This is a genomic window from Thermohalobaculum sp. (assembly GCF_058622915.1).
The window spans coordinates 1-24,289 of record NZ_JBZSYN010000207.1 but is presented as its reverse complement, the minus strand read 5'-3'; the positions used below and the strand labels follow the sequence as shown (position 1 = coordinate 24,289).

Genomic DNA, 24,289 nt, shown 5'->3' with positions numbered 1-24,289 from the left:
GTCACCATCGCCGGGCACTCGCTGATCGAGCTGACGCTGCCCGAGCTCGGTGCGACGCTGGCATATGTGGGCGCCGAGCCCGGGATTCTGTCGCGCTCGATCCGCGACAATCTGGTCTACGGGCTGTTGCGCAACGCCCCCGATCTCACCGAGAACGCCTCCGCGGAGGCGATGACGCTGCTGCGCGAGGCGCGCAAGACCGGCAACATAACCGCCGATCCCGACGGCGACTGGATCGACTACGCCGCCGCCGGCGCGGCCGGCCCCGAGGAGCTCGATGAACGCCTCCTCACCCTGGTCGACCGGGTCGGGCTGGCGGACGACCTGGTGTCGGGTGCTCTCGACAGTCGTGTGCGCAAGGAGGATGCCGAGCGCTGGACCGACCCGATCCTCGCCGCGCGCGCGGAGCTGCACAGCGCCTTCGGCCCCAAGGGGCTCGCCGATGTGGTCGAGACCTGGGAAGCGGGACGCTTCAACAACAATGGCGATCTGCTCGAGAACGTGCTCTTCGGCATGCCGGTCGAGCCGCCCGGCGACCTGCGCGAGGTCATTCGAATGCCGATGATCGCCGGGGCCCTCGACGCCTCGGGTGCCAAGGCCGAGCTCGAGGCGATCGGGCGCGACATCGCCGAGGAGTTCGCCACGCTGGTCGAAACCGTTGGCGAGCAGTCCTCGGTGCTCGACGGCTTTCCGGCCTACCCCAAAGCCGACATCCTGATGGCGGCCGAGCTGGCCGAGACATTCCGCGGACAACCCAATTCGGCGATCAAGCCCGAGCAGCGCGAGACGCTTCTGGTCATCGCGCTGCCCTTCGTGCAGACCCGCGACCGGCTCGAGGTGCTGGACGAGGGCCGCATCGAGCGGCTGATGCAGGTGCAGGCCAAGACGCGCCAGCATCTCAAGGACCATGACGGGTTCGTCTTCTTCGACGAGGCGCGCTTCAATCCCGGCCGCTCGGTGGTCGAGAACATCCTCAACGCCAAGCGGCGCCAGGACCGCAAGGCCGCCTGGCGGCAGCTGTCCGAGCGAATCGAGGCGGCGATCCAGTCGGCCGGCCTGCGCAAGGAGCTGATAAGGCTCGGCCTGGACACGCCGGCGGGCAGCGGCGGCTCGAACCTCTCGGCCACCGCCCGGCGGCGCGTGGCGGTGGTGCGCGCGCTTCTGAAGCGTCCCGCCCTGGTGATCCTGGACGGCGTCGCCTCCGGCGGCGGGGAAATGGACCGCGCCCTGCGCGCGACGGTGCGCGAGGAGGTGCCCGAGGCCGCATTCGTCTTCGCCGCCGACGACCCGGTGATCGACGACGCCGATCTCAGGATCGACATCGACGACAGCAGCTCCGTGCAATGCGAGGAAATGGCGGCGTCGAGGGAACCGGCATGAACATCGCCGCCGACGGGACGATGGGGAGGAGCGTTCCATGAACCTGAACCGCGCGGTCGAGATCCTGCGGGAGATGCCGCTGTTTCGCAATGTCGACCAGAAGCAGCCCAAGGTCGTCGCCATGATGGCCGAGGCGCTGACCTATCACGCCGGCGAGCGCCTGTTCGAGAAGGGCGACGAGGGCGACGCCGCCTATATCGTTCTCGGCGGCCAGGTCGACGTGCTGATGCCCGCAAACAGCGGCGAGCAGGTGGTGGCGACCCTGGGCAAAAGCGAGATCTTTGGCGAGCTCGCGGTGATCTGCGACCAGCCGCGCTCCACGGCGATCGCCGCCCGCACTGACCTCGAGGTGCTGCGGCTCGAGCGCAACGTGGTGATGAACCTGATCCGCGAGTTCCCCGACATCTCGGTCGAGCTCGTCCGCGTCCTGGGCAAGAGACTGGAGCGCACCACCCGCGAGCTGTCGCATGTGCTCGCCCAGCAGGCGGCGCTGGCCGAGCACGGCTAGGGCGCGGCCGGTCTCGTCGGCATCAGGTCGCGAGCCCGGTCGCGGCGGGCGCGTTGTTGCGCAGCATCCGCGCGGCGAGCCGGCGCATCTCGGCCACATCCTCGCCCAGAGCGCACCAGTAGGTCGGATGCAGCTCGTCGTTGATCACGACCTCGTCGGGGTAGGCGGGCTCGGTCAGCAGACGCTCGAAGGGCAACGCGCCCCAGCCGAGCGGCAGGTGCAGGTCACCGCTGCCATAGGCCAGCATCTCACCGCCCAGCGCGATCGACTCATGGCGCACGGTCCCGAAGCAGTCGTTGACGTGCAGATGCACGGCGAGCGGTGCCAGCGCCGCCACCTCCGTGTCCAGGTCCGCCCCCTTGAGTGAGCATTGCAGCGCCGCGTGGGCGTAATCGAGCGTCGCCCTCACCGAATTGTGGCCGACGCCGCGGATCTCCTGGGCCAGCCGGCTCGGCAGCGCCGTCTCGCGGCCGTCGAAGTTCCAGATGGTCTCGACGCAGATCGACACCCGGTGGCCGGCCGCGATGTCGCCGAGCCTGGCCAGCGCGTCGCGCTGGCGCGCATAGGCGGCTTCGAGCGCGTCGCCGGTCTCGGCGCTGATGCCGCAGTGCAGAACCATGTTGCGCGCACCCAGCCGCGCCGAAAGCTCGATGCAGGCCGAGGCCAGCCGCTCATGCGCCACCGCGCGCTCGGGCAGATCCATCAGGTTGATCGAGAGCAGGGCGTGGGTCGTGCAGCCAAACGGCCGGCCCTCCATGGCGCGTTCGAACAGCCGCGCGGTGGGCTCGAGGATGGCGCCGTCCGCCATCAGCCGCGCGGCGAAGAAAGGCACCTCCACGGTATCGACGCCAAGTCCCTCGGCCTCGTCCAGGAACGGGCCGGGATCGACCAGATCGAAGTTCGCGGGCCAGAGCGTGTAGCCGATCAGAACCTGTTTCAATTTCTCACCCGAATACCGAATACGCGTTGTCGCTTCCTTACTCGCAAAGCTCGCATGCAATATGGGCCGAAAAATGGGTCACTTTATCCCATCTCGGCATAGAAGCAGGCTTTGCTCCTTAGGTCAATCGGGGGCCGCACCGGCCGCCGGGAACTCCCCGATGAGCCGCCGCCGCCTTCTGCCATTGCAATCTTCGTTATGCGCGCTTCCATTGCTTCGACAAAGGCGGGAGTGACCAGATGCCCGGACCGCTCGACGGGGTGCGCGTGATCGACCTGACCGGCATGGTCTCGGGGCCGCTCGGCGCCATGATCCTCGCCGACCAGGGCGCCGACGTGATCAAGGTCGAGTCGCCCGGCGGCGGCGACCACAGCCGTGCGGTCGCCACCCGGCGCGGCGGCTTCTCCGCCTCGTTCCTCAACAACAACCGCAACAAGCGCTCGGTGGTGCTGAACCTCAAGGACCCGCGCGGCGTCGCCGCCCTCAGGCGTCTGATCGCGGGGGCCGACGTGGCGCTGCTCAACTTCCGCCCCGGCGTGGCCGAGCGGCTCGGGATCGGCTACGAGGATCTCCGCACGGTCAAGCCGGACATCGTCTATGCCTCGATCACCGGCTTCGGCGAAACCGGACCCTATGCGAAGAAGCCCGTGTTCGACCCGCTGATCCAGTCGCTCTCGGGACTGACCACGGTTCAGGCCGGCGCCGACGAGCGCCGCCCGGCGCTCATCCGCACGATCCTGCCCGACAAGCTGACCGGCTTTGCCGTGGCGCAGGCGATCTGCGCCGCGCTTTTGGCCCGGGCGCGTACGGGCCAGGGCCAGCACGTGCGCCTTTCCATGCTCGACACAGTGATCGCCTTCCTGTGGAGCTCGGACATGGGCGCGCATACCTTCGTGGGCGACGAGCCCGACACGGAGACGGCGCAGAGCTTCATCGACCTGATCTACGAGACGGCCGACGGCTACATCTCGGTGGCCGCCTTTCGCCGCACCGACTGGGAGCGGCTGGCGCGCGCCTGCGAACGCCCCGAGTGGATCGAGGATCCCCGCTTTCGCGACGCCGAGGGGCTCGAGATCCACAAGGAGGAGCGCCTCGCCCTGACTCAGCAGGCGCTGCGCACGCGCACGACGGCCGACTGGATCGAGCGGCTCGAGGCCGAGGACGTGCCCTGCGCCCCGGTGCTAACCCGGCGCGAGATGATCCGCCACCCGCAGGTGGCCGAGAACGCCATCGTGGTCGAGACCGACCATCCGCAGGCCGGCCGGCTGCGCCAGGCGGCGAGCCCCGCGCGCTTCTCCGCCACGCCGGCCGAGCTACGCCGGGGCGCGCCGCGCCTCGGCGCGCACACCCGCGAGGTGCTGGCCGAGGCCGGCATACCCGCGGCCGAGATCGAGGACCTGATCGGCGCCGGCGCGGCCGCGGCGGATGAGGAGGAGCAGACGTGATCGACTTCTACTACTGGCCCACGCCGAACGGCTGGAAGGTGGCGATCCTGCTCGAGGAGCTGGGCCTGCCCTACAGGCCGATCCCGGTGAACATCTCCAAGGGAGACCAGTTCCGGCCCGAGTTCCTCAGCATCAGCCCGAACAACCGCATGCCCGCCATCGTCGACCACGACACCGGTGGGGCGCCGGTCCCGGTCTTCGAATCGGGCGCCATCATGTGGCATCTGGCCAACAAGGCCGGCCGCTTCCTGCCCGCCGAGCCGCTGCGGCGCAAGCAGGTGATGGAGTGGATGTTCTGGCAGGTGGGCAATCTGGGGCCCATGGCCGGCCAGATCAGCCACTTCGTGAACTATGCGCCTCAGGGCGTCGGCGACTACGGGCGGCAGCGCTATGCGCGCGAATACGACCGCTGCCTCGGCGTGCTCGACCGCCGGCTCGAGGGACGCGACTGGATCGTCGGCGACGCCTACACCATCGCCGACATGATCTGCTGGCCCTGGGTGCTGATCGCCAAGCCGCTCGGTGCCTCGCTCGATCCCTTCCCGCACCTCGCCGCCTGGCGTCAGCGCGTCAAGCAGCGCCCGGCGGTGCAGCGCGCGGTCGACCTCGGCAAGGAGTGGCGCCGCCAGGCCCCGCCCACCAACGAGGAGCGCCACCTGCTCTTCGAGCAGAGTGCCGCCAGCATACGCGACTATGTCGACGACAGTGGCTGAGCCGGCTGTCATCCATCCGAAACGGCGGTTGATCGGCCGCCGCTGCCCGCGCATGATGCGCGCGCGGGCTGGGCCCGCTAACACAACATCCGTCCCGCCCTGCCGCCCGGGGCCCCAGGCTCCCGGCCGCGGGACGCGAAAGGGGAGAGGGAGCGATGCGCGAAGCAGAGCTGGAACGCCTGCATGCCAAGCTGACGGCCGTGCGCGAGCTGGCGCAGGAGCGCCTGCGCAAGGCGGATTTGACGCCTTTCGGCGAGGCGCTCGACCGATTCTACTCCAGGACCTCGCCGGAGGAGGTGATCGAGCGCGAGCCCGAGGAGGTCTACGGCGCCACGCTCGCGCTATGGCGCTTCAGCGCCCGGCGCAAGCCGGGTGAGGCCAAGGTTCGGCTGTACAACCCGCGCATGTCCGAGCATGGCTGGGAGTCGGTGCACTCGGTGCTCGAGATCGTCAACGACGACATGCCATTTTTGGTCGACTCGCTCACCTCGCTGCTGACCGAGCGGGGCGCGGGCATTCACGCGCTTATGCATCCGATCGTCAGTGTCACTCGCGACCGCGAGGGCAACCGCACCGGCTTCGCAGAGCCTGGCACCAAGGGGGCGCTGCACGAATCGGTGATCCAGGTGCAGGTCGACCAGATCGGCGACCAGGACCGGCTCGCCCGGCTCGAGGGCGAGGTGCGCGAGGTGCTCCAGCATGTGCGTGCCGCGACCCAGGACTGGCGGGCCATGCTCGAGCGGCTCGGCAAGGTGACCGAGGGTCTGCGCAGCGAGGTCCCGAAGGGGGCCGAGGAAGCCACCACCCACGCCGTGGAGTTCCTCGAGTGGCTGGCCGCCGACCACTTCACCTTCCTCGGCTGCCGCGAGTACCGGCTGCTCGGAGAGAAGAAGGGGTCCGACACGGTGGAGGGCTCGGGCCTCGGCCTGATGCGCGACCCGGATTTCACCGTGATGCGCAACGCCGAGGGCCAGCCCGCCGACTGGTCGCCCGAGATGTACGCCTTCCTCACCGCCGGCTCGCCGCTGCTCATCATCAAGGCCAACCGGCGCTCCAGCGTGCATCGGCGGGTGCATCTCGATGCGGTCGGGGTCAAGCGCTACGACAAGAAGGGCAAGGTGATCGGCGAGCACGTCTTCGTCGGGCTGTTCACCTCGGCCGCCTACAACCGCAGCCCGCGCGAGATTCCGCTGCTGCACCAGAAGGTCGAACGCATTATCGCCCGCGCCGGCTTCGCGCCGGGCAGCCACGATGCCAAGGCGCTGACGAATGTGCTCGAGACTTACCCGCGCGACGAGCTGTTCCAGTCCTCCGACGACCAGCTCTACCACAACGCGCTGGGTGTGCTGCACCTCGCCGCCCGCCCGCGCACGCGGCTGTTCGTGCGGCCCGACCGGTTCGGCCGCTTCATGTCGTGCATGATCTATGTGCCGCGCGAGCGCTACAACACCGAGCTGCGCGTCAGGCTGGGCGAGCTGCTGTCGGAGGCCTTCAACGGCCGGGTGGCCGCCTGGAGCCCGTCCTTCGGCGACGACACCCCGCTGGCCCGGGTCCACTTCGTGATCGCCGCGAAGCCGGGGGGCATCGCGGAATACGACCTGGCCGAGATCGAGGAGCGCATCGTCGGCGTCGTGCGCAGCTGGACCGATCTGTTGCGCGAGGCGCTGGTCGACCGCAAGGGCGAGGATACCGGCAACCGGCTCTACGCGCGCTATGGCGGCGGCTTCCCCGTCGGCTACCGCGACATGTTCCACGCCGGCGGCGCGATCGACGACATCGAGAAGATGCAGACGCTGACCGGCGACACGCCGCTGGCGATCAACTTCTATCGCCGTCTCGAGGACCCGGAGTCGGCCGTTCGCTTCAAGCTTTACCATCTGGGCACTTCGCTGCCGCTGTCCGACTGCCTTCCGGTGCTCGAGCACATGGGCTTCCGCGTGCTCGAGGAGCACCCCTTCGAGGTGCTGCGCAGCGGCGACGAGGCCGGAGACGAGGCGGTCTGGCTGCACGACTTCTTCATGGAGACGGTCAGCGGCGGCGAGGTCGACCTCGCCGCCCTGCGCGACAAGCTCGAGGACGCGTTCGCCGCCGTCTGGGCCGGCGCGGCCGACGACGACAGGCTCAACCGCCTGGTTGTGCTGGCCGGCCTGCGCGTGCGCCAGACCGTTCTGCTGCGTGCCATCGGCCGCTTCCTGCGCCAGGCGCGCATCCCCTACTCGATCGAGTACATGGAGGATGCGCTGGCCGCCAACCCGGCCATCGCTCGCGACCTGGTCAAGCTGTTCTCGGCCCGCTTCGACCCGGCGCGCGGCGAGGCGGACGGACGCAAGGCCGAGGCCGAGCGCATCCGCAAGCGCATCGAGACGGCCCTCGACCAGGTCTCCAGCCTCGACGTCGACCGCATCCTGCGCCGCTTCCGCAACGTCATCGACGCGATGGTGCGCACCAACTACTACCAGCGGGGCCCGGACGGACGGCCCAAGCCTTACGTCTCGTTCAAGTTCGACTCCGGCGCGCTCGACGAGCTGCCCCTGCCGCGGCCTTGGCGCGAGATCTTCGTCTACTGCACCTGGGTCGAGGGCGTGCACCTGCGCGGCGGCCCGGTCGCCCGCGGCGGCCTGCGCTGGTCCGACCGCAAGGAGGACTACCGCACCGAGGTGCTGGGCCTGGTCAAGGCACAGATGGTGAAGAACGCGGTGATCGTGCCGGTCGGCTCGAAGGGCGGCTTCCTGCCCAAGCGCCTCCCCGCCGGCGGCAGCCGCGACGAGGTCCAGGCCGAGGCGATCCGCTGCTACCGCACCTATCTCTCGGGCCTGCTCGACATCACCGACAACCTGGTGGACGGCAAGGTGGTGCATCCCGCGGAGGTGATCCGCTACGACGACGACGATCCCTACCTGGTCGTCGCCGCCGACAAGGGCACCGCCACCTTCTCCGACATCGCCAACGAGATGGCGCTCAGCTACGGCTTCTGGCTCGGCGACGCCTTCGCCTCGGGCGGCTCGCACGGCTACGACCACAAGGGCATGGCGATCACCGCCAAGGGCGCCTGGGAGGCGGTCAAGCGCCACTTCCGCGAGCTGGGGTCCGACATCCAGTCCGAACCCTTCAGCGCCATCGGCGTCGGCGACATGTCGGGCGACGTGTTCGGCAACGGCATGCTCCTGTCGAAGCAGACCAGGCTGCTCGCCGCCTTCGACCACCGCGACATCTTCATCGACCCCGAGCCCGACCCGGCGAAGAGCTTCGAGGAGCGCAAGCGCCTGTTCGGCCTTTCCCGCTCGAGCTGGCAGGACTATAACGCCAAGCTCATCTCCAAGGGCGGCGGCGTCTTCTCGCGCGCGGCGAAGTCGATCGCGCTGACGCCGCAGATCAAGCAGCTCACCGGGCTGAAGGCCGACAAGGTCACGCCCTTCGAGCTGATGCGCGCGCTGCTCAAGGTGCCGGCCGACCTCATGTGGTTCGGCGGCATAGGCACCTACGTCAAGGCCGACCACGAGACCGATCTCGACGTCGGCGACCGCGGCAACGACGCCATCCGCGTCGACGCCACCCAGCTGCGCGTCAAGGTGATCGGCGAGGGCGCCAATCTCGGCGTCACCCAGCGCGGCCGCATCCAGGCGGCGCTCAGGGGCATCAAGCTCAACACCGACGCGGTGGACAACTCGGGCGGCGTCGATTGCTCCGACCACGAGGTCAACATCAAGATCGCGCTGGGCAGCGTCGTTGCCGCCGGCGACATGACCGAGAAGCAGCGCAACACCCTGCTCGCCCGCATGACCGACGAGGTCGGCGGGCTGGTGCTCAAGACCAACTACCACCAGACCCTGGCGATCAGCATGGTCGAGGCGCGCGCGCCTCAGCTTCTCGACGAGCATTCGCGCTTCATGCACTGGCTCGAGACGCGGGGCGTCCTCAGCCGCGAGGTCGAGCTCCTGCCAAACGACGAGGAGCTCGCCGAGCGCGCCCGCGACGGGCGCGGCCTAACCCGGCCCGAGATCTCGGTGCTGGTCGCATATGCCAAGATCGACGTGTTCTCCGACCTCGTCGCCTCCGACGTGCCCGACAACCCGTGGATGGAGCGCCTGCTGTTCGACTACATGCCCGAGCCGGTGCACACCAAGTACCGCAAGGCTGTCAGCAACCACCGGCTGCGGCGCGAGATCATCGCCACCGTGGCCGCGAACGCGCTGGTCAACGAGGTCGGACCCTCGCTCTACTTCCGCCTGCGCGAGGAGACCGGCGCCGCGGCATCGGAAAGCGTGCGCGCCTACATCATCGCGCGCGAGGTCTTCGGCCTGCGCGCCATTGCCGGCGAGATCAACGCGCTCGACAACAAGGCCCCGGCGGCGACGCAGCTCGACATGCACCTCGCACTCGGTGACCTGATGGCCGCCCAGTGCCTGCGCCTCGTGCAGGGCGGCCGGCGCGACATCGGCCAGGCGATCGAGTTCTTCCGCCCCGGCGTCGAGCAGATCGCCAGGACGGCGCAGGACACGATCACCGCCTACTCGAAGAAGCGCCTGGGCCAGCGCACCGCCGAGCTGGAGAAGGCCAAGGCGCCGAAGAAGCTGGCGGCGGAGGTGGCCGCGCTCGAGCTTCTCGGCGGTGCCGTCGACGTGGTCGAGGCCGCGAGCCGGCTCGAGCGCGGCGTGGCGGACGTGGCCGCCAACTACTTCGCCGCCGGCGCGCGGTTCGAGCTGGACTGGCTGCGCTCGCTGGCGCGCCAGGTGCGCCCGTCCGACCATTGGGAGCGCATCGCGCTCGGCCGCCTGATGTCCGATCTGCGCGCGCAGCAATCGGCGATCGGGGCGGCGGCGCTCGGGCTCTCGAAAGCCAAGCCAGGCGCCGCCAGCCTGCAAAAATGGGCCGAGGAGAACGCCGAGGTCGCCGACCGCGCCGACCGGCTGCTGGCCGAGCTGAAGTCAGGTGGCGCGCTCAGCGTCGCCAAGCTGGCGGTGGCCGCTTCGCTGTTCCGGGCGATCAGGTCGGCCTGAAACGGCGCCGGCGCCGGCGCCGCGCCGGCGCCCGGGCTCTGCGACACAGTGCGGGGTGGCGGCGGGCGCGCGCCGATATTACCTCTATGCCTCGCGAACCACGACGGGAAGGCCCGGAACCGCTGGCATGATCGTCTGCTCCTGCGCCGTGATCACGTCCGAGGAGATTCACCGCGCCATCGGCTGGATGCGCGCGGCCGCTCCCGACACCATCATCACGCCAGGCCGGGTCTACCGGGCGCTGGGCAAGCGACCCGACTGCGGGGGCTGCATTGCGCTCTTCGTTGCGGTAATGCGGCAGGATCGCAATACTGCGGTTCCGGCCGACTTCCCGGCCGAGTTGCGCGACCTGCGCGCGAGCAACGACGGAGGGGCGACGCATGAAGGGTGACAAGAAGGTCATCGAGGCACTCAACGCCGCGCTGAAGCACGAGCTCACCGCGGTCAACCAGTACTGGTTGCACTATCGCCTGATGGACGACTGGGGCTTCGGCAAGCTCGCCAGCAAGTGGCGCGAGGAGTCGATCGAGGAAATGCAGCACGCCGACAAGCTGGTCGAGCGCATCCTGTTCCTCGAGGGCCACCCCAACCTCCAGACCCTGAACCCCCTGCGCATCGGGCAGAAGGTCAAGGAGGTGCTCGAATGCGACCTCGAGGCCGAGCGCGAGGCACGTGATCTCTATGCCCGGTCGCGCGAGACCTGCCACAAGGCGGGCAACTACGTCTCGATGAAGCTGTTCGAGGAGCTGATGGCCGACGAGGAGGGCCATATCGACTTCCTCGAAACCCAGCTCGAGCTCTACAAGAGCGTCGGCGAGCAGAACTACGGCCAGCTCAACGCCAGCGCGGTCGACGAGGCCGAGGAGCAGGGCTGACGGGCCGGCCGCCGCCTCGCTAGCGCACGCCGAAATCGGGGGAGGCTAGCTCCAGCCTTGCCGCGAAGGTCACGACGCCCGGGTCGCTTTTCCCCACCAGCGCGCCGAGAGGAACGCCGAGCAATCCGTGGGCCAGGATGCCGAGGAGGGCGAGCGCAATCGCGCCGAGCACGAGTCGATCGTTGCGCAGCGCGCCTCGCTTGTCGGCAGCGAATCCGGCTGGTTCGGTCATTGGTCCTCTCCAAGCTGCTTGCCAGCCGCTTCGGCTGGGCCCCCGGTGTTGCAAGCAGCGGAAGACCGATTTCTTCGGTCGGACGGGCGGAACTGCGCGCCCGGCCCGATGAGTGGCGGAACCCTAACGGTGGCCGGGACGGATTGACTGTGACAGACGTCACGGAGGATGCGGATTTTTCGCTGGTCCGCTGCCCGCCGGCGGTCCCTTGCCGCAGGGCCTTGTCTGGCGCGGGCGCCGGGGGGCACTACTATGCCGCCCCGCCCCAATGATTCCCGGCCAGTGATTCCCGAACGAGGAGAACGAAGGAAATGGAGTACGCCATCACGCCGCCGGAGCGCCCCTGGCTCCCGGTCCGCGGCTCGGACGCGATCTTTCCCGTGCACCGCGTCTATTGCGTCGGTCGCAACTACGCCGCGCACACGGTCGAGATGGGCCACGACCCCGACCGCGAGGACCCGTTCTTCTTCCAAAAAAACCCCGACAACCTGATGACCAAAGGGGCGGACTTTCCCTATCCGCCGCGCTCCTCGGACGTGCATCACGAGATCGAGCTGGCGGTGGCGCTCGGCAGGGGCGGCACGGACATCCCGGTCGAGCGGGCCATGGACTGCGTCTGGGGATACGCCGTGGCGCTGGACATGACCCGGCGCGACCTGCAGGGCGAGTGCAAGAAGGCCGGCCGGCCCTGGGAGATCGGCAAGGCGTTCGAGCACTCGGCACCGTGCTCGGAGCTGGTGCGCGCCGCCGAGATCGGCCATCCCTCGACCGGCGCCATCTGGCTCAAGGTCAACGGCGAGACGCGCCAGGAGGGCGACCTCGGGCAGATGATCTGGAAGGTGCCGGAGATGATCTGCTACCTCTCCGGCCTGTTCGAGCTCAAGCCCGGCGACCTGATCCTGACCGGCACGCCCTCGGGCGTCGGTCCGGTCCGGCGCAGTGACGCGCTGCACGGCCATGTCGAGGGGGTGGGCGAGCTCCGCTGCAAGGTGGTCTGAGCCACCCCGCGACGGGGCTGCAGAGCTCCGTCCGGCGGCCTGCGAGGCGCGGGTTTCCCGGCCCGGGACTCTTATAGGTCTTATATAAGACCTATAAGAATTTTCCGTGCTCACGGAGGGCGCGTGCTTCCTCGCCTGAGCGCCGCATCCGCCCGGCCCGACCTCCATGCGCTGCCTGCCGAAGGGGTGCGACAAATTCGGCCCGGCCGTCCCGCAAAGGGATGAAATCACAATCTGTGGCTGTTATATGAGGTCTGGCGCCGGCACGGCCTCAACAACCTGTCATGGAGCAAGATGGACATGGATAGCAGCAAGAAAACAGACGGTTACGTCCAATTCTTCCCATCGTCCGGGCGCTCCGGCAGCCCCGACGTCGCTGCCTTCTACGAGCCCGACACCGGCAGCTGGCAATATGTCTTCTCCGACCCGGCGAGCGCCAAGGCCGCCATCGTCGACCCGGTGCTCGAATACGCCCCCGGCCCCGTCGCCACCTGGACCGCCTCGGCCGATCGCATCGCCAACTATCTCGAGGAAAAGCGCCTCGAGGCTGTCTGGGTGCTCGACACGCACCCCCATGCCGACCATTTCTCGGCCGCGAACTATCTCGCGCAGCGCCTTGGCGCAAAGCAGGCGATCGGGCGCAACACCCTGAAGGTGCAGGAGATTTGGGCCGATCTCTATGCCGATGACAGCCTCGCGGACCAGCCGGGTCACTGGGACCGGCTTCTCGACGAGGGCGACCGGCTCGAGGTCGGCGGGCTCGGCGTCGAGGTCTGGTTCTCGCCCGGCCACACCCTGGCCTCGGTCAGCTATGTCGTCGGCGACGCGGTGTTCGCGCACGACACGCTGATGGTTCCCGACTCGGGCTCGAGCCGCGCCGACTTCCCCGGCGGCGATGCCAGCCAGCTCTACGACACGATCATGCGCCTCCTGCGGCTGCCGGCCGACACGCGCCTCTTCATCGGCCACGACTACTGCAAGGGCGGCCGGACAGCCGCCTGCATGGCTACGGTGGCCGAGCACTGGAAGAGCAATATTCATTTCTCTTCAAAGCCTTCTCGCGAAGAATTCATCAAGGTTCGCAGCGAGCGCGATGCCACGCTGGACCTGCCGGACCGGATGCTCGCCGCGCTCCAGGTCAACATCCGGGGCGGGCGGCTGCCCGAGCCCGATGCGAAGGGCCGGCGCGTGCTGCGCTTGCCGCTCGACCGTTTCGCTCCCAGCGGTCGGCTCAAGCCCGGGACCTGACGCCGCGTTTGATTTTCTGGCAATGTAGTCCACGCTAGTCGGCGCAGATTGTTCGCAGTAGCGGATACTTCGCATGTTTCTCGGATTTCACACCCTGGATCTCGCCCGGTTCCAGTTCGCCTTCACGGTCTCGGCGCACATCTTCTTCCCCGCCTTCACGATCGGGCTGGCGAGCTATCTCGCGGTGCTCGAGCTGATGTGGCTGGTGACCCGCGACGACGCCTATATGAGGGTGTTCGACTACTGGAAGGTGATCTTCGCCGTGGTCTTCGGCATGGGCGTGGTGTCGGGGCTGGTGATGTCCTACCAGTTCGGCACCAACTGGTCAGTGTTCGCCGACAAGGCCGGGCCGGTGATCGGGCCCTTGATGGGCTACGAGGTGCTCTCGGCCTTCTTCCTCGAGGCCGGCTTTCTGGGCGTCATGCTGTTCGGCCTGAAACGGGTCGGGCCGGGCCTGCATTTCCTCGCCACCGCCATGGTGGCCGTGGGCACGCTGTTCTCGGCCTTCTGGATCCTGAGCGTGAACTCGTGGATGCAGACGCCGGCAGGCTATTCCGTGAACGCCGCCGGGCAGTTCGTGCCGGTGGACTGGTGGGCGGTGATCTTCAACCCCTCCTTCCCCTACCGTCTGGTGCACATGGTGCTGGCAGCCTATCTGACCACGGCGTTCGTCGTCGGGTCGATCGGCGCGTGGCACCTGCTGCGCGAGCCCGAGCGTCGCAGCGCGCGCATCATGTTCTCCATGGCCATGTGGATGGCGCTGATCGCCGCGCCGGCGCAGATCATCGCCGGCGACCAGCAGGGGCTCAACACGCTTGCGTACCAGCCCGCCAAGATCGCTGCCATGGAGGGCGACTACGAGACCCGCAAGGGCCAGCCGCTGGTCCTGTTCGGCATTCCCGACGACCAGGCCGAGACGCTGCATCACGAGCTCGCCATCCCGCATCTGGGCTCGCTGATCCTGACCCATTCGTGGGATGGCGAGGTGAAGGGGCTGAAGGCCTTTCCTAGGGACCAGCGGCCCTCGGCCGAGCTGATCTTCTGGACCTTCCGGGTCATGGTGGCGATCGGCTTCGCCATGGCGGGGCTGGGCCTGTGGGGCGGCTGGGCCCGGCTCAGGGGCCGGCTGTATCAGGCACGCTGGCTGCAACGCGCGGCGGTCGCGATGGGCCCCAGCGGCTTCCTTGCCGTGCTGTGCGGCTGGATCACCACCGAGGTCGGGCGACAGCCCTGGACGGTCTATGGGCTGCTGCGCACCGCTGACAGCGTCTCGCCGGTCGCGGCACCGGCGGTGGGCGGCTCGCTGATCGCCTTCATGGTCGTCTACCTCGCGGTGTTCGGTGCCGGGACCTTCTATGTGTTGCGGCTGATGTCGCGCAGCCCGGCCGAGGCCGAGAAGATCGGCGACCTCGGCCCGGTGCGCAGCGCCGGGATCACCCCGGTGGCCGGGCTGCTCGACCGGCTGGTCCGGTCGGGCTGAGCGGGAGGCGGCGATGGCGATCGATCTTCCTTTCATCTGGGCCGGCATCATCGCCTTCGCGGTGCTGGCCTATGTCGTGCTCGACGGCTTCGACCTGGGTGTCGGCATGCTGTTCCCGTTCTACCGCGAGAAGGAGGAGCGGGACCTGCTGATGAACACGGTGGCCCCGATCTGGGACGGCAACGAGACCTGGCTGGTGCTGGGCGGGGGCGGGCTGCTCGCGGTGTTCCCGCTGGCCTACTCGGTGATCCTGACGGCGCTCTACGCGCCGCTCATCGCGATGCTGCTGGCGCTGGTGTTCCGCGGCGTCGCCTTCGAGTTCCGCTGGAAGACGCGGCGCGGGCGGTTCCTTTGGGACTGGTCGTTCGCCGGTGGCTCGCTGCTCGCCGCTTTCGCGCAGGGCGTGGCGCTGGGCGCGCTGGTGCAGGGCATCGAGGTGCAGGGCCGCGCCTATGCCGGCGGCTGGTGGGACTGGCTGAGCTGGTTCTCGCTCTTGACCGGGGCGGCGCTGGTGGTGGGCTACACGCTCCTGGGCTCCTGCTGGCTGGTGATGAAGACCGAGGGCGCGGTGCAGGAGCGGGCGCGGGGCTTCGCCCGGGTCACCGGGCTGGCCACGGTGGCGCTGATCGGCGTGGTGAGCCTGGCCACGCCCTTCCTGCAGCCGATCTATTTCCACCGCTGGTTCGACCTGCCCAGCGTCGGCTTCAGCGTGGTGGTGCCGGCTTTGGTGCTGTTGTGCGCCTACCAGCTCATGACCGGGCTGAGCACGGGCCGCGACCGGCGGCCGTTCTTCGCCGCGCTGGGCCTGTTCGTGCTGTGCTATGTCGGCATCGGCATCAGCTTCTATCCCTACATGGTGCCGACCAGCCTGACCATCTGGCAGGTGGCGGCGCCGGACCGCAGCCTGGGCTTCCTGCTGGTGGGCACGGTGTTCCTGGTGCCGCTGATCCTGGCGTATACCGCCTATGCCTACTGGGTGTTTCGCGGCAAGGTGCGCCCGGGCGAGGGCTATCACTGATGCCGCCCGTGCTGAAGCGCCTGGCCTGGTTCGTCGGTCTGTGGGCCGCGAGCGTGGCCGCGGTGGGGGCGGTGGCGCTGGCGATCCGGGCGGTGCTGGTCTGAGGGCGGCGCGCCCTGTCCACGCGTGGACATGGGCTTAACGAATTGATTTTACAGGAAACACGCCGTGGGCCATGTTTCATGGTTAACGGCGCCCTGCGGGCGTTGCCGGGAGTCGGACGGCAGCACCCGTGCGAGTTGCGGCGTCTCAGCGCGCGCCCTCGGCCCCCGCGTAGCGCGCCTCGAGCGCGTCGTAGACCTGCTTGGCAACCAGGCGCTGGCGCTCGTCGAAGCCGGCGAGGCGGTCGGCCACGGCGTCGAGCCCGCCGTCGCGGCCGAGCGCGCCGAGCACCTCCGACATCGCCCGCATCGCCGCCTGCAATGCGGCGTTGGCGTAGAGCACCACGGCGAAGCCGATCTCCGCCAGCTCGGCCTGCGGCATGAGCGGCGTGCGGCCGCCCACCACCATGTTGGCGACCTGCGGCACCGGCAGGCGCGCGGTGATGGCGCGCATCTCTTCGTCCGAGACGGGGGCCTCGACGAAGGTGAGGTCGGCGCCGGCCTCGATATAGAGGGCGGTGCGCTCGAGCGCGGCGTCGAGGCCGTCGACGGCGCGGGCGTCGGTGCGGGCGATGATGAGGAGGTTCGGGTCCTCGCGGGCGTCCGTGGCGGCACGGACCTTGGCCGCCATCTCGGCCGCGGGGATCACCGCCTTGCCGGCAAAGTGGCCGCAGCGCTTGGGAAAGACCTGGTCCTCGAGCTGGATCGCGGCGGCGCCGGCGCGCTCGAGCACGCGCACCGTGCGGTGGACGTTGACGGCGTTGCCGAAGCCGGTGTCGGCGTCGACGATCAGCGGCAGCGGGCAGGTCTCGGCGATGGCCGCGACCTGGCCGGCGATCTCGGTCAGGGTGACGAGGCCGATGTCGGGCACGCCGAGCAGCGTGTTGGCGACGCCGGCGCCGGTGACGTAGGCCGCCTCGAACCCGGCATCGGCGATGATGCGCGCGGTCAGCGCGTTCGGCCCGCCCGGCACGATCAGCGCGTCGCGTCGCGCGACCCGCTGGCGCAGGCGGCTGCGCCGCTGGGCCAGTTCGCTGGTCATCCTCTCTCCTCCCGTCGCTGCGCTCGCCGCAGTAAAAGCCTGTCCCGTGGCGTGGGGCAAGACGGCCGCGGCCAGGCTGCCGATCCTCTTGCGCGGCGTGCCCCGTGAGGGCTGGTGGCGTGCAAGCCATTCCAGGCGCGCGGATTTTCAGCGCGGATAGCGATTTCGACGCGGAGATTGGCGTCGGGGAGGTTATCTCGGTGATGAGACTGCATATCTTTGAGGGGGAGATGGAGGATGTGCGCCGGGCCGTGCCCGCATCGGTCAAGGCGCTGCGAGAGGAGGGCCGCGAGGCCATTCCGCGGCGGCCGGGGGGCTTGATCGACGTCACGGCGCGCGACGCTGCCGGCGCCCATCCTCGTTCGGCAAGAAACGGAGGAAACCCCCCATGCAGCTACCGGTCGAGATTGTCTGGCACGAGATGGACCCGGCGCGCGATGTGGAACAGCGCGTGAACGAGCGGGTGACGCGGCTCGAGAAGTTCTTCGAGCGCATCATCGGCGTGCACGTGGTCGTCGAGGCCGCGCACCGCCGGCCCAAGGGAGGCAGCGCCGACTACGAGGTGCGTCTCGAGGTCACGGTGCCCGGCGGGGTGCTGACGATCGACCGCAAGCCCGGCGACACGCGCATGCACAAGGACCCGCTGATGGCGGTGCGCGACGCCTTCGAGGCCATGGAGCGCCGGCTGCGGCGCTGGAAGGACGAGCACAGCGGCCGCCCGGAGGTGACCGGCACGCCCTACCTGCAGGGCAAGGTCGCCGAGATCAGCCCGCCCGACGGCGGCGGCCAGATCGCGGTGACCGACGGGCGGCTGGTCTATTTCCACCGCAATGCCGTGGTGAACGGGGACTTCGACGCGCTGGAAGTCGGCGACCCGGTGGAGCTGATGATCGCGCCCCAGGACGACGCGGTGAATTTGCACGCCAGCACGGTGCGCCGGATCGGCGCGGGCGTCTTCGTCGACGCGCCGCGCTGAGACGCGCGAGCGGGGGGGCGATGTACAGGGACCGCAGGGAGGCGGGGGCGCGGCTGGCCGAGGCGCTGGCGCGGCTTTTTGCGCAGGAGCCCGGGCTGGCGCCGCCCGTGGTGCTGGCGCTGCCACGCGGCGGCGTGCCGGTGGGGTTTGAGATCGCACGGCGGCTGGATGCGCCGCTCGACCTGGTCCTGGTGCGCAAGATCGGCGTGCCCATGCAGCCCGAGCTGGCCGCCGGCGCGGTGGTCGACGGCGCCGACCCGGTGCTGGTGCTGAACGACGAGGTGGTGGCGCAGGCCGGGCTGTCGGCGCGCGAGCTGGAGCAGGCCAAGGAGCGCGAGCTTCGCGAGATCGAGCGGCGCCGGGCGGACTACCTCGGCGCGCGGGCGCCCTTGCCGGTGGCAGGCCGCACCGCCATCGTGGTCGATGACGGCATCGCCACGGGCGCGACCATGCGCGCCGCGGTGCGCGCGCTCAGGCGCCGCGGCCCGGCCGGGGTGGTGATGGCGGTGCCGGTGGCGGCACGCGATACCGTCGAGACATTCGCGGGCGAGGTCGACCGCGTGGTCTGCCTGGAGACGCCGTCGCGGTTCTGGGCGGTGGGGGCGCACTACCAGGACTTTCGCCAGACCGAAGACGACGAGGTCAGGCGGCTTCTGGCCGAGGCGGAGGGCTTCGGGAAGAGCTGAGGCGCGGGCGTGCGCGGCTACCCCGAATGCTTCGGTGGAACGAAGGCGGGGCCGTGGGGCCCCAAGCGCACGCCGGACCGCAGCCTGCGGTAGGGGATGCGCTCGAGCTGGCAGGGATTGGCGCCGGGGGCCTCGGCGAAGATCACCTCCTCGGCGATCGGCTCGTAATCGGCGAGGAAGTGGACGGCGCTCTTGACCGCGAGGATGCGCATCTCGCCGGGCTCGATGCCGACGGCGCGGAAGAACTCGCGGTCGGCGTTCTGGGCGCGGCGCGAGCCGACCACGATGCGCAGCCCGCCGGTGCCCAGGCAGGCCATGGGGCCCAGATGCGCGTGGCTGCCGCCGTAGAACGGGCCGGTGCACAGGAAGCTGCCGTCCGAGAGGCGCTCGACCGTGGCGCGGACGCGCACCGGCGGGCCGCCGATTTCGGGGAAGCGGCCGCCGATATGGGCCTCGATGGTGGCGCCCTCGCCGGCGGCGTGGGCCCGGGCGGCGGTGTCGGGATCCCAGATCATGCCGATGGCCGCATCCGCCGCCCCCGACTCGATGAGCGCCGCGAGAAGACCGGTGCTGTCGCCGACGGCGCCCGCGCCCGGGTTGTCCTGCGGGTCGCAGATGACCACGGGGCGGGAGGCGCGGGCGGAGACCGCGATGGCGCGGCGCACCGCCTCGGCCGCCGGGACCAGCGGGTTCTTCAGCTCGTCCTCGGCGGCATCCACCTCGGCCAGCATGGTCTCGGCGGCGCGGTCCACCGCCGCCTGGTCGGTGCCGTAGGCGAGGATCGAGGGACCGCAGTGGCGGATGTCGGCCGGCGGGAAGCCGAAGGCGAAGTCGACCGAGGCGACCCCGTCGCCGGCGAGCTGCGGCAGGCGGGCATAGAGACGCCGGCCGGGCTCGCGCCGGGTGGACTGGGCGGTGATCGGCGCGATGAAACCGGCCTGGCGGAAGGATTTCGCGAACGGGGCGCCGCGGGCGAGCTCGGCACCGAGCAGGGCGGCGGCGCGGGCGCCGGTCTCGGCCATGTCCACGTGCGGATAGGTGCGGTAGATCGCCACCGAGGAGGCCAGCGCGGCGAATTCGGGCGTCAGGTTGCCGTGCAGGTCGAGGCTGACCGCCAGCGGCAGGTCGGGGCCGATGACAGCGCGCACCCGGCGTAGGAGTTCGCCCTCGCCGTCCTCGTGGCCCCGCGTCACCATGGCGCCGTGCAGGTCGAGATAGACGCCGTCGAGCCGGCCGGCGCGCGCCAGCCCGTCGCAGATCATCGCGGCGATGCGGTCGAAGGCGGCATCCGCGACATAACCGCCGGGCTCGGCCCCGGCCCACAGGATCGGCACCAGGTCGAACTCGCCGGCTGCGCCGAGGAAGCCGGCGATGGGGATGTTGAGGCCGGAGAACATCTCGCGGATCGCCTCGCCCTCGGTGATCGCGGGCCAGGCGCCGCCGCGCGCGAAGTCCTCGAACCGGGTCGGGATCGGGGCGAAGGTGTTGGTCTCGTGCTGGAAGCCGGCGATGGCGACGCGCACGGGCATGGGTCGCTTAGGCATGGGTCGCGCGGGCATGGGTCAGGTCCCCGCCGGCGCGAAGTCGATATCTTCGGCCGGGTCGAGCGGGAAGATCGGGCGGCGCAGGCGGCGGTACTCGAGCACGCGGTTGTCCGAGGTGGTCACGCCCTCGCCGTCGAGCGGGAAGTGCAGCGAGAGGTCGGGCTGCACCGGCTGGAAGCCGGCGCGGTAGTGGATGCGCGACTTCAACAGGATGTAGGTGCAGGCGGCAGGGTCGATGCCGTTGTTGGTGAGGATGCCGGCGTCCCAGGGCTCGTGGTGGCGCGAGGTCACCACGATCTGCATGCCGCCGGTCTCGAACACGGCGGTGGGGCCGGTGTCGACGCCGACGCCGGTATACATCGGCCCCTCGACGGTCCAGCGGCCGTCGGTGAGCTTCGCCACGCGGCCCGTCAGCGTGAGCGGCCGGCCCTTGAGCCCGATCGCCGGCATGTCGGTCTTGCCGCCGAGCGCGAACGTCAGGCGCGTGCCCTCGCCGGCCTGGTGCATCCGCGCCGCCGCCTCCGGGTCGCACACGGCCGCGGCGGCGACCCGGTCGAGGCCGGCCTCGAGCACCGCCTCGATCACCGTCATAACGTCCGCCGTGCCGCCCGAGCCCACATTGTCGGCGTGGTCCAGCAGCACCACCGGCGCGGCGTTGGCGGCGCGCGCGGCCCGGATCGACCGGCCCAGGTCGCGGTGGCGGTAGATCAGGCCCGCGCGCGCCGCCCAGGCGCGGGCGAGCAGGCGGTCGCGGGCGGCCGCGGCGGCGGCGCGGTCGCCGTCGGCCACCGTGACGACGGCCAGGCCCGCATGGGGCACGTCGACCATGGGGAAGCCGCCCAGCACGGTTGCGGCCAGAAGGCCGCCGGCCTCCTCGTCGCGGGTGGCCTGCTGGAGCGATCCCATCGGCTCGTCGGCGGTGCCCATGGCCAGCGTCTGGGCGAGCACGGGCGCCGCGCCCCAGGCCATCACCGGGTCGGCGCGGCCCTCGATCTTGTCCCACAGCAGTTGGGCGATGCGGCGGCCGACATCGTACATGTCGGTGTGGGGATAGGTCTTGTAGCCGATGATGGCGTCGGCGTTCTCGACCATCGCCGCGGTCAGGTTGGTGTGCATGTCGAGCGTGACGGCGACGGGCATGTCCGGGGCGATCTTGCGTAGCCGGCGCAGCAGCTCGCCCTCGCCATCGTCGACATGGGCGGCGGTCATGGCGCCGTGCAGGTCGAGGAAGGCGGCGTCCACATCGCCGGCGCGGACCGGCTCGAGGATCCACTCGGCCATCTGCTCGTAGGCGTCCTCGGCGACGAGGCCGCTGGGCATCGCCTCGGCGGCGAGCGGGCAGACGACCTCGGCCCCGTGGGCCTCGGCCAGCTCGAAATAGGCGGCCAGCGGCATGGCGGTGCCGCGATAGGCGGCAAGCGCGGCGTCGCCGCGGTACAGGCTCCACGACGCGAAGCGGTCGAGCCCCGTGGGCACCGGGGAGAACGAGTTGGTCTCGTGCTTCATCATCGCCGCGAGGATGCGCATGGCCTATCTCCCTGATGGCAGCGCCGAGCCCGGGGAACGGGCGGCAGATTGCCCACGCCCCGCTGGTCTCGTCAACTCGGCTCAATTCGGTTGACAGCGAAACGGCCCACTGCGTTAATCGTGGCACTCGGGCGCGACAGATTGGTCGGCCCTGCGAAAAACTCTCGCAAAATCAATGGGGGTGCATCAAATGCAGAGTTGGACCAGACGCCGCGTATTGGGGACGAGCCTGCTGGTGCCGGCCGCCCTCGGGGTCACCGGGTTTAGTGCCCGCGCCGCCGGCAAAAGCGTGCTCAAGGTCATCCCGCACGCGGATCTGAAGAACCTCGATCCGATCTGGACCACCGCCTACATCACGCGCAACCACGGCTACATGATCTACGACACGCTGTTCGCCATGGATGCGAGCTTCAAGCCGCAGCCGCAGATGGTGGACAGCTGGAAGGTCTCGGCCGACCAGAAGACCTGGACCTTCACCCTGCGCGACGGGCTGAAGTTCCATGACGGCCAGCCGGTGAGGCCGGCCGACTGCATCGCTTCGCTCGAGCGCTGGGGCAAGCGCGACGGCATGGGCCAGCAGCTGTTCACCGCCGTCGCCGGCTTCGACGTGACCGACGACAAGACCTTCGTGATGAAGCTGAACAAGCCCTACGGGCTGGTGCTGGAGTCGATCGGCAAGATCTCGTCCAACGTGCCCTTCATCATGCCCGAGCGGGTCGCCAAGACCGATCCGTTCCAGCAGATCAAGGAGTATGTCGGCTCCGGCCCGTTCGTCTTCCAGGAGAAGGACTGGGTGCCGGGCTCGAAGGTGGTCTACACCAAGTTCGCCGATTACGTGCCGCGCAAGGAGCCGCCCTCGGCGGCGGCGGGCGGCAAGATCGCCAAGGTCGAGCGGGTCGAGTGGCATTACTTCCCCGACCAGACCACGGCGATGAACGCGCTCTTGGCCGGCGAGGTGGACTATTTCGAGCAGCCGGCGAACGATCTGGTTCCGGTGCTCGAGTCCAATCCCGACATCGTCACCGAGGTCAACGACCCGCTGGGCAATATCGGCTTCGCCCGCTTCAACCACCTGCTGCCGCCCTTCGACAAGGCGGACATCTGCCGCGCCGCGATCATGGCAATGAAGCAGGAGGACTACATGCGGGCCGCCGTGGGCGCCCACAAGTACTGGAAGACCGACTATTCGGTCTATCCCGCCGGCACGCCCTATGCCAGCGAGGTCGGCTCGGAGGTGATGAAGGTCGGCGACCCGGCGAAGGCCAAGGCGGCGCTGAAGGAGGCCGGCTATGACGGCACGCCGGTGGTCATCATGCAGCCCACCGACATCCCGGTGCTTTCGGCCTTCTCGCTGGTCACCGCCCAGGCGCTCAGGAAGGCGGGCATGAAGGTCGAGGTGCAGGCCATGGACTGGGCCACGCTGACCTCGCGCCGGGCCAAGCGCGACCCGGTCGCCGAGGGCGGCTGGAACATGTTCCACACCTGGTGGATCGGCGCCGACGTGATCGACCCGATGGCCATCGCGTTTTCCGGCGACCCGCAGAAGGGCTGGTTCGGCTGGCCGTCGGACACGGAGCTGGAGAAGGCGCGCGCCGCCTTCGCGCTCGCCACCACCCAGGCGGAGCGGGTCAAGCTGGCCAAGAAGGTGCAGGAGCGCCTGTGGGCCATCGGCGCCTCGGGCGAGCTGGGCCAGTTCTTCGTGCCGGTCGCCTACCGCAGGAACGTGCACGGGCTGATCCGCTCGCCGGTCCAGTTCTTCTGGAACATGTCGGTGAGCTAGCGCCACCTGAGCCGGCCGCGCCCCCGCGGTGGACGGGCGCGGCCGGCACCCTGCCGGGAGCGGCGATGCTGCGCTACGTGGTGATGCGGGTCCTTTCGACCATCCCGGTCATGGGCGTGGTCGCGCTGTTCGTCTTCGCCATGCTGCGCCTGGCGCCGGGCGACCCCGCGGCGGTGATCGCGGGCGACTACGCTTCGGCCGAGGACGTGGCGCGGATCCGCGAGCAGCTCGGCCTCAACCAGCCCATTGCGGTGCAGTTTCTCAAATGGATCAACCAGCTCGCCCACGGCGACCTCGGCACCTCGATCTTCACCAACCTGCCGGTCACCACGCTGATCCACCAGCGGCTCGAGCCGACGCTGATGCTGTCGCTGTGCACCATAGTGTTCGCCATCGCCGTGGCGGTGCCGCTGGGCACGGTCGCGGCCTGGAAGGCGGGCAGCCTGGTGGACCGCGTCGTGATGCTGTTCTCGGTGGGCGGCTTCTCGGTGCCGGTGTTCGTGCTCGGCTACATCCTGATCTACATCCTGGCGATGCAGCTCAAGGTACTGCCGGTGCAGGGCTATCGCAGCCCGTTCCAGGACGGGGTGCTGCCCTTTCTGCGCCACATCGCCCTGCCGACGATGACGCTGAGCGTGATCTTCATCGCGCTGATCGCGCGCATGACGCGCGCATCCGTGATGGAGGCGCTGAACGAGGACTACATCCGCACCGCCCGGGCCAAGGGACAGAGCGAGCTGAAGATCCTGGTGCGCCACGCGCTGAGGAACGCGGCGGTGCCGATCGTCACCGTGATCGG

The 24,289-nt window shown here is 69.5% G+C and carries 21 protein-coding genes; 16 read left to right on the top strand and 5 right to left on the bottom strand.

Going from position 1 to position 24,289, the window contains the following annotated elements:
- Both AC32QD_RS16275 and AC32QD_RS16270 read left to right on the top strand, forming a co-directional pair.
- Positions 1 to 1,380, top strand: a 1,380-nt coding sequence (locus AC32QD_RS16275) for an ATP-binding cassette domain-containing protein (protein ID WP_492011561.1), incomplete at its 5' end; no start/stop codon positions are given.
- Between the two features lie 37 nt (positions 1,381 to 1,417).
- Positions 1,418 to 1,888, top strand: a complete 471-nt coding sequence (locus AC32QD_RS16270; RefSeq protein WP_492011560.1) for a cyclic nucleotide-binding domain-containing protein — start codon at positions 1,418 to 1,420, stop codon at positions 1,886 to 1,888.
- 22 nt (positions 1,889 to 1,910) lie between these two features.
- Here AC32QD_RS16270 and AC32QD_RS16265 read toward each other — a convergent pair whose 3' ends face one another.
- Positions 1,911 to 2,828 carry a sugar phosphate isomerase/epimerase family protein gene (locus AC32QD_RS16265; protein ID WP_492011559.1) on the bottom strand — a complete coding sequence of 306 codons (918 nt, stop codon included), beginning with the start codon at positions 2,826 to 2,828 and terminating at the stop codon, positions 1,911 to 1,913.
- 239 nt (positions 2,829 to 3,067) lie between these two features.
- Here AC32QD_RS16265 and AC32QD_RS16260 point away from each other — a divergent pair, with 239 nt between their 5' ends.
- From AC32QD_RS16260 to bfr, 5 genes are all read left to right on the top strand, one after another.
- On the top strand, positions 3,068 to 4,273 hold the full coding sequence (locus AC32QD_RS16260) for a CaiB/BaiF CoA transferase family protein (protein WP_492011558.1): 1,206 nt from the start codon (positions 3,068 to 3,070) through the stop codon (positions 4,271 to 4,273).
- Positions 4,270 to 4,986, top strand: coding sequence for a glutathione S-transferase family protein (locus AC32QD_RS16255; protein ID WP_492011557.1), 717 nt, complete (start codon positions 4,270 to 4,272; stop codon positions 4,984 to 4,986). The genes AC32QD_RS16260 and AC32QD_RS16255 overlap by 4 nt, the downstream gene beginning before the upstream one ends.
- Before the next feature lie 155 nt (positions 4,987 to 5,141).
- Positions 5,142 to 9,983 carry an NAD-glutamate dehydrogenase gene (locus tag AC32QD_RS16250; protein WP_492011556.1) on the top strand — a complete coding sequence of 1,614 codons (4,842 nt, stop codon included), beginning with the start codon at positions 5,142 to 5,144 and terminating at the stop codon, positions 9,981 to 9,983.
- 127 nt (positions 9,984 to 10,110) lie between these two features.
- Positions 10,111 to 10,374, top strand: a complete 264-nt coding sequence (locus AC32QD_RS16245; RefSeq protein WP_492011555.1) for a (2Fe-2S)-binding protein — start codon at positions 10,111 to 10,113, stop codon at positions 10,372 to 10,374.
- On the top strand, positions 10,364 to 10,858 hold the full coding sequence (gene bfr, locus AC32QD_RS16240) for a bacterioferritin (RefSeq protein ID WP_492011554.1): 495 nt from the start codon (positions 10,364 to 10,366) through the stop codon (positions 10,856 to 10,858). The genes AC32QD_RS16245 and bfr overlap by 11 nt, the downstream gene beginning before the upstream one ends.
- Before the next feature lie 19 nt (positions 10,859 to 10,877).
- On the opposite strand, the gene AC32QD_RS16235 is transcribed toward bfr, so the two are convergent.
- The gene (locus AC32QD_RS16235; protein WP_492011553.1) at positions 10,878 to 11,090 is read right to left on the bottom strand and encodes a hypothetical protein; all 213 of its coding nucleotides are present in this window, start codon (positions 11,088 to 11,090) and stop codon (positions 10,878 to 10,880) included.
- A gap of 311 nt (positions 11,091 to 11,401) precedes the next feature.
- Between AC32QD_RS16235 and AC32QD_RS16230 the strand changes: the two genes are divergently transcribed.
- The 5 genes from AC32QD_RS16230 to AC32QD_RS16210 all read left to right on the top strand — a co-directional run bounded on the left by AC32QD_RS16230 (position 11,402) and on the right by AC32QD_RS16210 (position 15,938).
- On the top strand, positions 11,402 to 12,088 hold the full coding sequence (locus tag AC32QD_RS16230) for a fumarylacetoacetate hydrolase family protein (protein ID WP_492011552.1): 687 nt from the start codon (positions 11,402 to 11,404) through the stop codon (positions 12,086 to 12,088).
- A 300-nt stretch (positions 12,089 to 12,388) separates the two neighbouring features.
- Complete coding sequence (locus AC32QD_RS16225; protein ID WP_492011551.1) at positions 12,389 to 13,336, top strand: MBL fold metallo-hydrolase; 948 nt, start codon at positions 12,389 to 12,391, stop codon at positions 13,334 to 13,336.
- A gap of 73 nt (positions 13,337 to 13,409) precedes the next feature.
- A complete protein-coding gene (locus tag AC32QD_RS16220; RefSeq protein WP_492011550.1) occupies positions 13,410 to 14,816 on the top strand; it encodes a cytochrome ubiquinol oxidase subunit I in 1,407 nt (468 codons plus the stop codon).
- Positions 14,817 to 14,829: 13 nt separating this feature from the next.
- Entirely contained in the window at positions 14,830 to 15,834 is a 1,005-nt protein-coding gene (gene cydB, locus AC32QD_RS16215) for a cytochrome d ubiquinol oxidase subunit II (protein ID WP_492011549.1), read from the top strand.
- Positions 15,834 to 15,938 (top strand): DUF2474 family protein, encoded by a 105-nt coding sequence (locus tag AC32QD_RS16210; protein WP_492011548.1) that lies wholly within the window; start codon positions 15,834 to 15,836, stop codon positions 15,936 to 15,938. Before cydB ends, AC32QD_RS16210 begins: the two co-directional genes overlap by 1 nt.
- 145 nt (positions 15,939 to 16,083) lie before the next feature.
- On the opposite strand, the gene AC32QD_RS16205 is transcribed toward AC32QD_RS16210, so the two are convergent.
- Complete coding sequence (locus AC32QD_RS16205) at positions 16,084 to 16,977, bottom strand: isocitrate lyase/PEP mutase family protein (protein WP_492011547.1); 894 nt, start codon at positions 16,975 to 16,977, stop codon at positions 16,084 to 16,086.
- A 388-nt stretch (positions 16,978 to 17,365) separates the two neighbouring features.
- On the opposite strand from AC32QD_RS16205, the gene AC32QD_RS16200 reads away from it, so the two are divergent.
- The gene (locus AC32QD_RS16200; protein ID WP_492011546.1) at positions 17,366 to 17,953 is read left to right on the top strand and encodes an HPF/RaiA family ribosome-associated protein; all 588 of its coding nucleotides are present in this window, start codon (positions 17,366 to 17,368) and stop codon (positions 17,951 to 17,953) included.
- Between the two features lie 20 nt (positions 17,954 to 17,973).
- The gene (locus tag AC32QD_RS16195) at positions 17,974 to 18,639 is read left to right on the top strand and encodes a phosphoribosyltransferase (RefSeq protein WP_492011545.1); all 666 of its coding nucleotides are present in this window, start codon (positions 17,974 to 17,976) and stop codon (positions 18,637 to 18,639) included.
- Positions 18,640 to 18,656: 17 nt separating this feature from the next.
- Here AC32QD_RS16195 and AC32QD_RS16190 read toward each other — a convergent pair whose 3' ends face one another.
- Both AC32QD_RS16190 and AC32QD_RS16185 read right to left on the bottom strand, forming a co-directional pair.
- Positions 18,657 to 20,168 carry a M81 family metallopeptidase gene (locus AC32QD_RS16190; RefSeq protein WP_492011544.1) on the bottom strand — a complete coding sequence of 504 codons (1,512 nt, stop codon included), beginning with the start codon at positions 20,166 to 20,168 and terminating at the stop codon, positions 18,657 to 18,659.
- 33 nt (positions 20,169 to 20,201) lie between these two features.
- Entirely contained in the window at positions 20,202 to 21,710 is a 1,509-nt protein-coding gene (locus tag AC32QD_RS16185) for a M81 family metallopeptidase (RefSeq protein WP_492011543.1), read from the bottom strand.
- Positions 21,711 to 21,945: 235 nt separating this feature from the next.
- Here AC32QD_RS16185 and AC32QD_RS16180 point away from each other — a divergent pair, with 235 nt between their 5' ends.
- Together AC32QD_RS16180 and AC32QD_RS16175 are read left to right on the top strand one after the other, a co-directional pair.
- The gene (locus tag AC32QD_RS16180; RefSeq protein WP_492011542.1) at positions 21,946 to 23,490 is read left to right on the top strand and encodes an ABC transporter substrate-binding protein; all 1,545 of its coding nucleotides are present in this window, start codon (positions 21,946 to 21,948) and stop codon (positions 23,488 to 23,490) included.
- Between the two features lie 65 nt (positions 23,491 to 23,555).
- The coding region (locus tag AC32QD_RS16175) for an ABC transporter permease (RefSeq protein ID WP_492011541.1) at positions 23,556 to 24,289 on the top strand (734 nt) is incomplete at its 3' end.

Coding starts and splice junctions, on each gene's coding strand:
- AC32QD_RS16270 (WP_492011560.1), top strand. CDS start 1,418: ATGAACCTGAACCGCGCGGTCGAGATCCTGCGGGAGATGCCGCTGTTT.
- AC32QD_RS16260 (WP_492011558.1), top strand. CDS start 3,068: ATGCCCGGACCGCTCGACGGGGTGCGCGTGATCGACCTGACCGGCATG.
- AC32QD_RS16250 (WP_492011556.1), top strand. CDS start 5,142: ATGCGCGAAGCAGAGCTGGAACGCCTGCATGCCAAGCTGACGGCCGTG.
- AC32QD_RS16245 (WP_492011555.1), top strand. CDS start 10,111: ATGATCGTCTGCTCCTGCGCCGTGATCACGTCCGAGGAGATTCACCGC.
- bfr (WP_492011554.1), top strand. CDS start 10,364: ATGAAGGGTGACAAGAAGGTCATCGAGGCACTCAACGCCGCGCTGAAG.
- AC32QD_RS16235 (WP_492011553.1), bottom strand. CDS start 11,090: ATGACCGAACCAGCCGGATTCGCTGCCGACAAGCGAGGCGCGCTGCGC.
- AC32QD_RS16230 (WP_492011552.1), top strand. CDS start 11,402: ATGGAGTACGCCATCACGCCGCCGGAGCGCCCCTGGCTCCCGGTCCGC.
- AC32QD_RS16225 (WP_492011551.1), top strand. CDS start 12,389: ATGGATAGCAGCAAGAAAACAGACGGTTACGTCCAATTCTTCCCATCG.
- AC32QD_RS16220 (WP_492011550.1), top strand. CDS start 13,410: ATGTTTCTCGGATTTCACACCCTGGATCTCGCCCGGTTCCAGTTCGCC.
- cydB (WP_492011549.1), top strand. CDS start 14,830: ATGGCGATCGATCTTCCTTTCATCTGGGCCGGCATCATCGCCTTCGCG.
- AC32QD_RS16210 (WP_492011548.1), top strand. CDS start 15,834: ATGCCGCCCGTGCTGAAGCGCCTGGCCTGGTTCGTCGGTCTGTGGGCC.
- AC32QD_RS16205 (WP_492011547.1), bottom strand. CDS start 16,977: ATGACCAGCGAACTGGCCCAGCGGCGCAGCCGCCTGCGCCAGCGGGTC.
- AC32QD_RS16200 (WP_492011546.1), top strand. CDS start 17,366: ATGCAGCTACCGGTCGAGATTGTCTGGCACGAGATGGACCCGGCGCGC.
- AC32QD_RS16195 (WP_492011545.1), top strand. CDS start 17,974: ATGTACAGGGACCGCAGGGAGGCGGGGGCGCGGCTGGCCGAGGCGCTG.
- AC32QD_RS16190 (WP_492011544.1), bottom strand. CDS start 20,168: ATGCCCGTGCGCGTCGCCATCGCCGGCTTCCAGCACGAGACCAACACC.
- AC32QD_RS16185 (WP_492011543.1), bottom strand. CDS start 21,710: ATGCGCATCCTCGCGGCGATGATGAAGCACGAGACCAACTCGTTCTCC.